The organism is Aeromonas sp. QDB34 (assembly GCF_027705405.1).
GTDB classification, from domain to species: Bacteria; Pseudomonadota; Gammaproteobacteria; order Enterobacterales; family Aeromonadaceae; genus Aeromonas; species Aeromonas hydrophila.
Genome location: NZ_JAPDBT010000005.1, coordinates 260,089 through 271,867 on the forward strand (window position 1 = coordinate 260,089; position 11,779 = coordinate 271,867).

General features: G+C 61.7%; 6 protein-coding genes, 2 tRNA genes and 1 riboswitch. Of the genes, 4 read left to right on the forward strand and 4 right to left on the reverse strand.

Annotation, left to right across the window (positions count from 1 at the left end; genetic code table 11):
- Nucleotides 1-111: 111 nt before the first annotated feature.
- A complete protein-coding gene (locus OKC29_RS10135; RefSeq protein ID WP_162275764.1) occupies nucleotides 112-3,156 on the reverse strand; it encodes a glycosyl hydrolase family 18 protein in 3,045 nt (1,014 codons plus the stop codon).
- Nucleotides 3,157-3,271: 115 nt separating this feature from the next.
- Nucleotides 3,272-3,357, reverse strand: a riboswitch (cyclic di-GMP riboswitch).
- Between the two features lie 296 nt (nucleotides 3,358-3,653).
- Here OKC29_RS10135 and OKC29_RS10140 point away from each other — a divergent pair.
- A complete protein-coding gene (locus OKC29_RS10140; RefSeq protein WP_073351490.1) occupies nucleotides 3,654-5,798 on the forward strand; it encodes an ExeM/NucH family extracellular endonuclease in 2,145 nt (714 codons plus the stop codon).
- Nucleotides 5,799-5,934: 136 nt separating this feature from the next.
- Here the strand turns inward: OKC29_RS10140 and OKC29_RS10145 are convergent.
- The 3 genes from OKC29_RS10145 to gltX form a co-directional block, all read right to left on the reverse strand.
- Nucleotides 5,935-6,010, reverse strand: a tRNA-Ala gene (locus OKC29_RS10145).
- 34 nt (nucleotides 6,011-6,044) lie between these two features.
- A tRNA-Ala gene (locus tag OKC29_RS10150) sits at nucleotides 6,045-6,120 on the reverse strand.
- A gap of 237 nt (nucleotides 6,121-6,357) precedes the next feature.
- Nucleotides 6,358-7,773, reverse strand: coding sequence for a glutamate--tRNA ligase (gltX, locus tag OKC29_RS10155; RefSeq protein ID WP_073351492.1), 1,416 nt, complete (start codon nucleotides 7,771-7,773; stop codon nucleotides 6,358-6,360).
- A gap of 260 nt (nucleotides 7,774-8,033) precedes the next feature.
- On the opposite strand from gltX, the gene OKC29_RS10160 reads away from it, so the two are divergent.
- From OKC29_RS10160 to OKC29_RS10170, 3 genes are all read left to right on the forward strand, one after another.
- Nucleotides 8,034-10,136: a methyl-accepting chemotaxis protein gene (locus OKC29_RS10160; RefSeq protein WP_162275765.1), complete on the forward strand. Its 2,103-nt coding sequence runs from the start codon at nucleotides 8,034-8,036 to the stop codon at nucleotides 10,134-10,136.
- A gap of 98 nt (nucleotides 10,137-10,234) precedes the next feature.
- Entirely contained in the window at nucleotides 10,235-10,903 is a 669-nt protein-coding gene (locus OKC29_RS10165) for a LysM-like peptidoglycan-binding domain-containing protein (RefSeq protein ID WP_011707208.1), read from the forward strand.
- A gap of 272 nt (nucleotides 10,904-11,175) precedes the next feature.
- On the forward strand, nucleotides 11,176-11,385 hold the full coding sequence (locus tag OKC29_RS10170) for a cold-shock protein (protein ID WP_011707209.1): 210 nt from the start codon (nucleotides 11,176-11,178) through the stop codon (nucleotides 11,383-11,385).
- Nucleotides 11,386-11,779 lie beyond the last annotated feature (394 nt).

Here is an 11,779-nt window from a genome sequence, read left to right on the forward strand (position 1 = left end):
CTACCTTTGTCATCTCACCATAAAAAAATCCGGAGCCTGGGCTCCGGATTGGGTCATTGCCTTGCGAGAGGACAGGCTGAGTACCGGCCTGCCTCTGAAATGGTCATCAGTTCAGTAGCTGCATACCAGCTTCCAGCTGCCATCGCCCGCCTTGGGCTCGCTGCTGGTCCACCAGTTGGCCTGCCACACCGCCTTGTTGTTGGTCATCCGGTCACCGCCGTTGGCGTGATCCCCCTGCGGCCAGGTCGGATAGGCCTTGTAGGCGGCCGGGTTGACGTTCTGGCTGCTGCAGGTGGCGCCGCCCGGGTTCTCGCCGCCACCACTGCTGCCCAGCACCGCCTCCGGCAGGGTCGGGAACTCGGCCTTGAGGCCCGCAGTCTGGGTCCCACTGATGATGCGGATACCGCTTGGCACACCGGCGGCCGGCAGATAGTAGGTCATCGCCACTTCCACGTCGCTGCCCGGCGCCCACGCCTTCCAGGTCGGCAGCGTAAAGGCCGCCTTGTGGAAGTCCTTCTCGTTGGCGATGCCGTCGGAGTTCTGGTTGCCGCCGCTCTCCACCACTTTCAGCCCCATCCCGCTCTGGTCGGTGATGGTGTCGGAGGTGGAGGTGGGCACCAGGAACTCGATGCGAGTACCGCCCGGAATGGTCTGGGTCGAGTTGTTGGTGAGCTTCAGGGTCGGGTTGATCGGGTAGTTGGAATCCCCCTCCTTGAAGCCGGAGAGGCTCACCGCGATGTCGAGCTGGGCGGTTGGCGCCGCCAGATCGTTCTGCTTGGTGTCGTACTTGGCTGCCTTGGCGAACTTCTCGTAGGCGAGCGTGGTCAGCGTGCTGCCCATGCCGTACTCGTTCTTGGCCGGATCGAAGGCGTAGTCACCCGCCATCTCCCAGAACATGACCCCGCCCAGGCCCCGCTTGATGATGTAGTCGAGCTTGTGGCCCATGGACTCTTCATCTTCGGTGGAGAGGAACACCTTCTTCTCTTCGTTCCAGAGCCAGGGCGCCTGCGCCTTGTCATCGTAGTAACGCACGTACTTGCCCTGCATCACGTGAGCCGGGTTGTTGGGATCCAGACCCCAGGCCTGGCCGTAGCTCGGCATGGTGGTGATACCCAGGCTGGCGGCATTCTCCAGGTTCTTGGCATGCCACATGGGCACGGCGCCACCACCGATCTCCTTGCCGTTCTTGTCGAGATCATGCCAGATGTTGTCGATGCCGACCGCCCCGTTGCCGCACGGAATGGTGCTGCCACCGGTGCCCGGCTGACAATCGCTTTGGCTCGGCAGGGCTGCCTTGCCGGCCAGGCCGTGGGTGCCACCGCTGACCCCTTGCCAGCCGCGGGTGTAGTAAGGCACGCCCACGTTGATCTTGCCGGCCGCCAGGGCGCCACGGAAGTAGTGGGCAGACCAGGCCGCGTTGAGGTAGCCGATGCCGCCAAACTGGCTCTGGGTATAGACGCCCCAGTGGGCAAGTTCGGCATCCGCCTTGTTGTCGAACAGGGCGGCGTTGTGACCGACGAAGTTGTTCCAGGCGCCGTGGAAGTCGTAGGTCATCAGGTTGACGTAGTCGAGGTACTGGGTGACCTGGAAGTTCTCCATGCCGCGCAGCAGATAGGCCGAGGCCGGCGAGGCGATGGTCAGCATGTACTTGCGGCCATCCTCGCTGCCGGCGCTGTCGAGCTTGCTGCGCAGGGTCTGCATCAGCACCTTGTAGTTGGCAAACAGCTTGCCACGGCACTGGTTGGAGAGCGGGAAGTCATTGGGGTTGCCCGCATCCTTCATGGAGGTGGGGTATTCGTAGTCGACGTCGACCCCGTCAAAGCCGTACTGACGGATGAAGCTCACCGCCGAGTTGGCAAAGGCGTTGATGCCGTCGCTGTTGACCGAGCAGTCACCCTTGGTGGTGGCGGTATAGAAGCCGCGGGTATCGGCCCAGCCTCCCACCGAGATCAGGGTCTTCACGTCCGGATACTGCTTCTTGTACTTCGACAGCAGGTTGAAGTGGCCCTTGTAGGCAAACTCCGGATCCATCTCGGCACCCGGCACGCCGTCCCAGGTCATCTTGGTCGCCGAGTCGTCCACCTTGATGGTGTGGCTCTGCTCGTCCACCGCCGCGAAGGCATAGTTGATGTGGGTGATCTTGTCCCAGGGGATATCGCTCACCAGATAGGAGGGCAAGCCGTTCTTGCCGGTACGCCAGGAGGTGAAATAACCGATGACCCGACGGGCGTGATCATCCCCCATGCACTCGTAACCGTCCGGGCGGTAGATCTGGCGAATGTCGCAGGAGAGGTTGCCACCGGTGGGCGGCAGGGCTGCCTCTTCCACCTGTACGTCGACCTGGCTCGATTCGCCGCTCAGGTTCTCCTTGTCGGTCGCCACCAGCTTGAGGCCGGCCAGCCCCTTGCTCTGGGGCGTCCAGTTCACCTGCCAGGGGGCACTGGTGTCTTCACCCACCTTCTTGCCATCGACGAACAGCTCGACCCTGGCGACGTCGTTGTTGGCATCGGTGACGTTGCCGCTCACCGCCACGCTGCGACCCAGGGTCACCTTGGCGCCGCTGGCCGGACTGCTGATGCTCACCTTGGGCGCCTCCGGCGCCACCACGGCGGCGACGTTGAAGTTCGAATCCGCCTCGCTCAGCACCTTGCCATCTTTATCCAGTGCCCGTGCCTTGAGGGCATGGGCGCCGACACCGGCGGCACTCCAGCTGCCGTTCCAGGGCGAGGCGCTCGCCGTGGCGACCAGCTTGCCGTCGATGAGGTATTCCACCCGAACCAGCGCCGTCACCGGGCCGCTCAGGGTCACCGCCAGCGCGACGCTGGCCCCCTCGTTGAAACTGGCGCCGGCAGCTGGCGAGCTGACGGCTACGCCGAGTGCCGGGGGCGGCACGTCCCCGCCATACAGCTTCCAGGCATCGGCCCAGACCACACCCACTCCAGGAGCGTAGTGATAGGGCGAGGCCCCGCACCAGCCGGAGTAGGGAAATTCTTTGCACTCATAGAGATTGCCGACGTTGCTGACGATGTCGCCGGCCTTGTAGGCAGTACCGGCCTGATAGGCGGGATAGGCGGGATAGGCAGCCTGTGCCCAGGCGGGCATGGCAGCCAAAGCCACCAGCATGGCAAGCCTGCTGGGCCTTAGGGTCTGTTGCATATTGTTATCTTCCTTGTTTTGTCTTGGCATTGGTCACCAAGGCAAAGAACAAGCGCAACCTGTGTGATGGGCGCAGACAACTGGCAATGGACCTGCCACAAACGTCACCCTCACCCTGGGAAGCCCCGCTATCTGGATCGCGCGATCTGAAGACCGGAGGCATTGCGTCCCGGCATCTCGACCGGTTTGCCCTTTACCTGGGTTCCGTGAGGAACAAGCCGAGTATAGGAATCAACCAGCCGAGCCTCAATCTTCATTCTCGAGGAAAAATATGTGGATGCCAGCCAGATCACATTTTCACTGATGTGACGAAATAACTCTTTTGTCATTAATTTCATACTGTTAGCCAAGTCAAAAAAACCGGCATTGCCCTCATTTGTATCCCCGTAATGTGCGTTGGCTCACTGGTATGACATGCCAGAAATGTGACAATGCGCGCCCTTGGCCGATGCGCCAAGGCTATGGAAACACTGGCAAAAAATAAAAAAGGAACAGTTATGAAAGGAACACGTACCCTGCTGTCGCTGGCCGTGGGGCTTGCGCTCGCCTCCCCGTCCGTCTATGCCGCCGGCTTCAGCTGCCCGGCCGACAGCGCCCTCACCCCGATCCCGGTCATTCAGGGCAGCGGCGACAAGAGCCCGCTCATTCCCGCCGACAAGTTCGAAAGCCCCCAGAGTGTCATGGTCAAGGCAGTGGTCTCTGGCCTCGGCGAGAGCCTCAACAAGGGGTTCTACCTGCTGGATGTGCAGGGCGACGGCAACCCCCAGACCTCGGACGGCATCTTCGTCTTCCTGAACGACAAGAACTTCGCCAGCAAGTACCCGGACATCAAGCCGGGTGCCGAAGTCTGCCTGGAGGCCAAGGTCGAAGAGTATTACAACCACACCCAGCTCAAGCCGGTGTTTGACAGCGGCACCCCGCGCCTGCAGGTCGTCGCCCAGGGCTCGGTCCCGGCCGCCATCCCGCTGCGGGTGCTGGAAAACGAAACCCTGGCCCGGGCGCTGGAGCGCCACGAAGGGATGCGGGTACGGCTCGACGCCGACAGCGCGCTCAAAATCAGCCGCAACTTCAGCTATGACTACGCCGCCCGGCGCAACAACCTGGTGCTCTCCCACCAGGCGCCGCTGATGAAACCGACCCAGCTGCACGACGCCGACAGCAAGGCCGCCAAGGCACTGGCCAAGGCCAACGCCGGCAACCGGGTGTTCCTCGAATCGGACTTCAAGGCCGCCGACAGCAAACTGCCCTGGCTGCCGGCCTGGGAGCCGGAGCAGGGTTACCTGCGCATCGGCGACGCCCCGGTCAATCTGGACGCCATGGTGGGCTACAGCTACAACGAGTACCGGCTGATCGTGCCGCAGGATCAGGTGATCACCGCCGGCGATCTGCTGCGCACCAGCGACAACGACCGCCAGAGCGCCCCGGCCCGTGCCGACGGCACCGATCTGCGCGTCGGCAGCTTCAACGTGCTCAACTACTTCACCAGCCACTCCAGCGTGGGCGGTGCCCTCAACGTGCTGTGCAAGGATCAGGCGGATGCAGACAGCGCCAAGGGCTGCAACCGGGGCGCCAAGAATCTGGAAGATTTCCAGAAGCAGCGCACCAAGATCGTCAACGCCATCACCGAGATGGATGCCGACCTGCTCGGCCTGATGGAGATGGAGAACAACGGCTTTGACAGCCACTCCGCCATCAGCGACCTGGTACAGGCCCTCAACGCCCAGCAGAAAGAGGCGGGCAAGCAGTACGCCTTCGTCACCCTGCCCAAGGCGCTGCTGCAGGGCGAGCACTACTTCGGTGGCGACGCCATCATGGTGGCCATGATCTACCGGCCGGCCAAGCTGGCACCGCAAGGGGACGCCAACGTCATCACCCTGCCGGTGCAGAAATACCTGGATGCCAAAGGGGTCGAGAAACAGGCCTCTCAGCGTGACTCCCTGGTGCAGACCTTCACCGTCGAGGGCAGCAAGGATCCGCTGACCCTGGTGGTCAACCACCTGAAATCCAAGGGTTCAGGCTGCCTCGAGAACCTGGACGGCAAGGAGCCGGCCGATCTGCAGGGCAAGTGCACCGAGTTCCGGGTCAGTGCCGCCAAGGTGCTGGGCGACGCGGTGAGCAAGCTGCCCGGCCAGGTGCTGCTGGTGGGCGACTTCAACTCCTACGCCCGGGAAGATGCGATCCGGGTGCTGACCGACTATGTGCCGACCGACGGTCAGCGCAAGATTGTCTCCGCCTCCCAGACCTTCCTCGGTGACCAGGTCTTTGAGCAGACCGGCAGCGAAGTGGCCAAGAGCTACGGTCTGGTGGACATGAACGTCAAGTTCAACAAGGAGAAAGCCATCTCCTACAGCTACGAGGCCGAGCTCGGCACCCTGGACTATGCCCTCGCCAACCCGGCGCTGGCCGGCAAGGTGATCGCCGTGGCCGACTGGCACATCAACTCGTTCGAGAGCAACCTGTTCGAGTACGGCCGGGACTTCACCGGCGACATGATCAAGTCGGACAACCCGTTCAGCGCCTCCGACCACGACCCCATCATCGTCGACCTCAAGCTGAAAGAGGAGAGCAACGGCGGTGGTGGTGCCATGGGCGCCCTGCTGCTGGCGCTGTTGCCGCTGGCCTGGCGTCGTCGCCACGGCTGATGCCCCATCACCATCAAACCAAAAGCCTGCAGCGATGCGGGCTTTTTTATGGGCCGGCCGGTACGCCCGGTGAACGGAGCGCAAAACAAAAAGGCCACCGCAGTGCGGTGGCCTTTTCTACTTTCGTTACGAAAGATGGTGGAGCTACGCGGGATCGAACCGCGGACCTCTTGCATGCCATGCAAGCGCTCTCCCAGCTGAGCTATAACCCCGATGTATGTGAGTGACGCTGAGTCACTCTGAATTTGGTGGAGCTACGCGGGATCGAACCGCGGACCTCTTGCATGCCATGCAAGCGCTCTCCCAGCTGAGCTATAACCCCAACTCACCTCGGCGCTACCAAAGTTATCTCCGGCAACGGAGGCGCATGATAGGCACCGACCGCTTTGCTGTCAACCCAAAAATAACGCCTATTCGCGCGTTTAGTCAAAATTCAAGCAGTTAGCCGATTTAACCGGCAATGACACAGCTATCTCGCTGTTTTATGTCACAAAACCGGCCTTTGGCCAAAAACAAAGGGCCCCCGTACGGGAGCCCTTTCTCAAGCACTGGCTAGCGCTTATTCGGCGGCCATGCGCGCTTCGATGTACGCCAGAGCGCGGTCGATACGAGCGAGTACCCGCTCCTTGCCCACCAGCGCCATCACGGCGTCGATACCTGGGGACTGACCCAGCCCGGTCACCGCTACGCGAAGCGGCATACCGACCTTGCCCATGCCCTGACCCAGCTCGGCGGCAGTGGCTTCAATCAGCTCGTGCAGCGCTTCGGTGGTCCAGCTATCCAGGGCAGCCAGCTTGGCCTTGGCCAGGGTCAGCGGCTCGGCAGCAACGCCGCGCAGGTGCTTCTTGGCAGCCGCTTCGTCGATGGCCTCAAAATCTTCGAACAGGTAGCGGCTCTGGGCGGCCATCTCGACCAGGGTGTTGCAGCGCTCGGCCAGCAGAGTCACAACCTCTGGCAGTGACGGGCCCTTGCTGGTGTCGATCTTCTGGTTTTCCATGTGCCATGCCAGATGCTTGGCCACATAGGCCGGATCCAGGCTGCGCATGTAGTGGTTGTTCAGCCACAGCAGCTTGTCAGTGTTGAAGGCAGAGGCAGACTTGGAGATGGCATCCAGGCTGAACAGCTTGATCATCTCGTCCAGGCTGAAGATCTCCTGATCGCCGTGGGACCAGCCCAGACGCACCAGATAGTTCAACAGCGCTTCCGGCAGGTAGCCGTCGTCACGGTACTGCATCACGGAGACTGCACCGTGGCGCTTGGAGAGCTTGGCACCGTCGTCACCCAGGATCATGGAGACGTGGGCAAACTCCGGCACCGGCGCGTTCAGCGCCTTGTAGATGTTGATCTGGCGCGGGGTGTTGTTGATGTGGTCTTCGCCACGCACCACGTGGGTGATCTCCATGTCCCAGTCATCGACCACCACGCAGAAGTTGTAGGTCGGCGCGCCGTCGGTACGGCGAATGATCAGATCGTCGAGCTCGGTGTTGGCGAACTCGATGCGGCCACGGACGTGGTCGTCGAACACCACGGAGCCTTCAGTCGGGTTGCGAAAGCGAATGACGTGCGGCGCATCCGCCGGGTGATCGTGGGCATGGTCGCGGCACTTGCCGTCATAGCGGGGCTTCTCGCCGTTGGCCATCTGGCCTTCGCGCAGCGCTTCCAGCCGCTCTTTGGAGCAGTAGCACTTGTAGGCACGGCCATCTGCCAGCATCTCGTCGATCAGACCGTTGTAGCGATCGAAGCGCTTGGTCTGGTAGTAGGGGCCCTCATCCCAGTTCAGCTCCAGCCATTCCATGCCCTCAATGATGGCGTCGATCGCCTCCTGAGTGGAACGTTCCAGGTCGGTATCCTCGATACGCAGCACGAACTCACCGCCCTGGTTCTTTGCAAACAACCAGGAATAGAGTGCGGTACGGGCACCGCCGACATGCAAAAAGCCGGTCGGGCTGGGAGCAAAACGGGTTTTGACTTTCATCTTTAAGCCTTGTGTAGAGGGCCTTGGGCCAATTCGTTAAAAAAACCGTCGCATTTTAGCACCGACAATGACGGATGGGAAAACCATGCAGCCGCAGCGGGCAAAAGTAGGGGGTTGCACAGGCGTCCCAGCCGCTTGCCGCCTGATATTTGAAGGGGATCGCAAAACAAAATCCCGGTTTCCGTTTTGCTATGACAAGTGTTGGAGAGCTGCCTCCTCCGGCCGATATCCAAATAACGCTCACCAACAAGGAAGAGACGATGCAGTTCCGTTCTATCCAGAATCGCATTCTGGTGATGGCCGGGATCGCCATGACCGCCGCCCTGGTCATCCTGATCCTGCTCAACCAGTACTCGGGTCAACAGACCCAGAAGCTGACCATCAGCTCCAGCCGCGCCGCCCTGCAGCAGGAGGCATGGCAGAAGGTCAGCGCCAACGCCCGTGCCGAGGCCGCCACCATCACCCAGTTGCTGCAAAAGGGGCTCTCCTATACCCAGCAGATGGCCAGCGCCCTCGCCCTGCAGCAGGAGGGCAAACTGCCGCTGGATCGCCTGCAGGCCACCGATCTGCTCAAGGCCCAGCTCGCCCTCGAACCTCAACTCTACGGCGCCTTCGCCGGCTTCGAACCCAACGGCTTCGACGGCCAGGATGCCAGCTTCGCCGGCCAGACGGCGCTGGGCAGTGACAGCAAGGGGCGCTTCGTACCCTACTTCTATCGCGACAAGGAGAGCATCGGCACCGACCTGCTGCTCTCCATTGAGAAGAGCGATCCAGATGAGTTCGGCAATCCGGCCAACGACTACTACGCCTGCCCGAAACGGGAGGGACGCTCCTGCCTCATCGACCCCTTCAAGGTGGACATCAACGGCCAGCAGGTGCTGGTGAGCACCATCACCACCCCCATCATGGTGGGCGGTCAGTTCAAGGGGATCGCCGCGCTCGATCTAGCGGTGGACTCCATCAGCCGTCAGGCCCAGTCCCTCAACAGCAACATCTATGACGGCAAGGGCGAAACCCTGATCGTCAGCGCCGCCGGCGTCATCACCGGCACCAGCGGCGATGCCAGCCTGCTCGGCAGCCGCGCCGACAAGCTGCTTGGCAACGGCTGGCAGCAGTACCTCAAACCCGAGGTTCAGCGCCAGGAGCTCGACGATGCGTTCCGGATCTCGGTGCCCATCGCGGTGCCGGGCATGAGCCGCAACTGGGCCATCATCGTCACCCTGCCCTACAAGGTGGTGCTGGCCGGGGCCGACCAGCTGGAAGCCCAGCTGAGCGACATGAACCGGGCCGCCATGACCCAGCAACTGGTGGGCGCCGTCGTCGTGCTGGTGCTGGCGCTGGCCACCATGCTGGTCATTGCCCGCAGCATCACCGGCCCCATCCGCCAGATGGTCAGCCTGGTGGATGACATCGCCGATGGCGAGGGGGATCTCACCAAGCGGCTCAATACCCAGTCCCGCGATGAATTGGGGGACTTGGCCAAGGGCATCAACCGCTTCATCGACAAGCTGCAGGTGCTGCTGGGGGATGTGCTCAAGACCGCCAGCGAGGTCAACCGTCACGCCGGCGACACCGATCGCATCGCCGGCCAGACCGACACCAACCTGCAGCACCACCAGGCGGAGATGGAGCAGATGCTGACCGCGGTGCAGGAGATGTCCTATGTCAGCCAGGAGGTGGCCACCCACGCCAACAACACCGCCGACTCGGCCAAGCAGGCCCAGGGGGCGGCGGATCAGGGCAAGGTACGCTTCCAGCAGGTGATCCAGTCGATGCACAAGGTGGCGGCCGAGGCCGGCAAGGGTGCCGAGGTGGTCGAGGGACTGGCCCACGACAGCGAGCAGATCACCAGCATCCTCACCGTCATTCAGGGGATCGCCGATCAGACCAACCTGCTGGCGCTCAACGCCGCCATCGAGGCGGCCCGGGCCGGCGAGCAGGGCCGCGGCTTCGCGGTAGTGGCCGACGAGGTACGCAAACTGGCGGGCAACACCCAGCAGGCGGTGCAGAATACCCAGGAGCTGATCGAGAAGATCCGCCACAGCTCGGCCAACGCGGTCAACGCCATCAACCAGAGCCAGCAGCTGACCCATCAGGCGGTGGGCGAGGCGGATCTGGCGGAAGAGGCGCTCGGCAGCATCTATCAGGCCATCTCCACCATCAACGACATGACCTACCAGATCGCCTCCGCCGCCGAAGAGCAGAGCTCGGTTTCCGAGACCGTCTCCGGCAACCTGTCAAAAACCAACGCACTGGCCAACGACATCGCACTGGATGCGACCGAAACGGCCAAAGCCAGCCAGGCGTTGCGCCAGGCGGCCGAGCGTTTACAGCAATTACTGGGACAATTTCGTCTCAGCTGATAATTTTCCACCTCAGGACTCTCCCCCTCGGGGGCGAGTCCGTTTACCATAGGCACGAATTTGCCTGATGGCAGGCAATGTAGTGAGAGGTAAATGCCGTGCCCACCCCGGACCGTCGCCCCCGTGGCCACAACAGACGAGCCCAGCAGCGTCGCCAAGACGAATCACAAGGATCCCTGCTCCATCGTATCAATGCCGCCACCCTGCCCCTGCGTCAACGCATCGGCCAGGGCATGAGCGGACTTGGCCAACGCGGCCAGGAAGCCAAAACAGGCAAGTTCAAGCTGGCCAGCCCGCTGCCGCGCAAGCACACCATAGGGCTGCTGATCCTGATCCCGCTCTGGTTGCTGGTGCTGGCCTGGGAGCCGGCAGTCCCCGCGCCCAAAGCCGCGCCGTCCGGTTCGCTGGCGGTCCCCATCGCCGTACCGGCGCAGGCCCTCACCGTCGGCAATGGCGCCGCAGGCAGTGCACCGGCCGCTGCCAAACCGGTCGAAGAGAAGGTGGATGGCACCTGGCTGCAGCACGACGTGCAAGCCGGCGAGACTCTCTACTCTATCTTCCGCAAGTTCGAGCTGCCGGGCGCCGAGCTGAGCCGCCTGATCGCCATTGAAGGGCCTGATCGGCCGCTGACCCGCCTGCAATCGGGGCGGGCCGTGTTCATCCTGATCGATGACACCCGCCGCATCCAGCGGGTCGAGATCCGCTCCTACGGTCAGGCCATCTACCGCTACGACCGACAGGGTGAAGGATTCGCCCTCAAGGAATGAAACAACGGGAGGCCTGGTGCCTCCCGTTTTTTTGACCTGAGTCCATGAAATAAGCCGCTGAGTTCACAATATTTTTAGCTTGCTCAAAAAATGAAAAGTGCCAAATTGACAAGGGATCGCGCTCACGTACAATCGTTTGTGCTTTAGACAGGGATTGTTCTACATGCTACTGGGACAAATTGACGTGGTCAGTCATGCTTCAACCCCTGATTTCTAGGCAAATGCTGCCCAACAAGGCTTAGTTTCATTTTGTTATAGATAGGACTTACCACATGTCTGACATTCGCACCGGCCAAGTAAAATGGTTCAATGAGACCAAGGGTTTTGGCTTCATCGAGCAATCCCAGGGACCGGACGTTTTCGTTCACTTCTCCTCCATCCAGAGCGCCGGTTTCAAGACCCTGGCTGAAGGTCAAAAAGTCCAGTTCACTGTGACCCAGGGCAAAAAAGGCCCTCAGGCTGAGAACGTTACCCTGCTCTAAGCCACGCCAGTGAGCCTGTAGGAGGAGCCATCGGCCCTCCTATTTTTTTGCCCGCCGTTTCCCCCTCCCCGCCACGCCCATAAGTCTGCCCGCAGCAACAGCCCCCCTCCTCCCGACAATTATAAGCTTGCCTATAACCACAGCCCTCCCCAGCACCTGCGCACGAAGCGTCTACAGAAGATATGGGTCTACTCAGCTGAACGCCGGATACGACAAATCATCGCGGCGCGATGTGATCGACAATTCAAAGGGATGATGAGGACTTCGAAGAGATATTGGATTCGTGAGCTTGGGGGAGAGAGATTGAATTTGAAGAGAGATTGGAGCGGGAAACGAGACTCGAACTCGCGACCCCGACCTTGGCAAGGTCGTGCTCTACCAACTGAGCTATTCC

What these genes read in the sequence shown, in the direction of transcription:
- OKC29_RS10135 (WP_162275764.1), bottom strand. Translation starts at nt 3,156, where the DNA reads ATGCAACAGACCCTAAGGCCCAGCAGGCTTGCCATGCTGGTGGCTTTG.
- OKC29_RS10140 (WP_073351490.1), top strand. Translation starts at nt 3,654, where the DNA reads ATGAAAGGAACACGTACCCTGCTGTCGCTGGCCGTGGGGCTTGCGCTC.
- gltX (WP_073351492.1), bottom strand. Translation starts at nt 7,773, where the DNA reads ATGAAAGTCAAAACCCGTTTTGCTCCCAGCCCGACCGGCTTTTTGCAT.
- OKC29_RS10160 (WP_162275765.1), top strand. Translation starts at nt 8,034, where the DNA reads ATGCAGTTCCGTTCTATCCAGAATCGCATTCTGGTGATGGCCGGGATC.
- OKC29_RS10170 (WP_011707209.1), top strand. Translation starts at nt 11,176, where the DNA reads ATGTCTGACATTCGCACCGGCCAAGTAAAATGGTTCAATGAGACCAAG.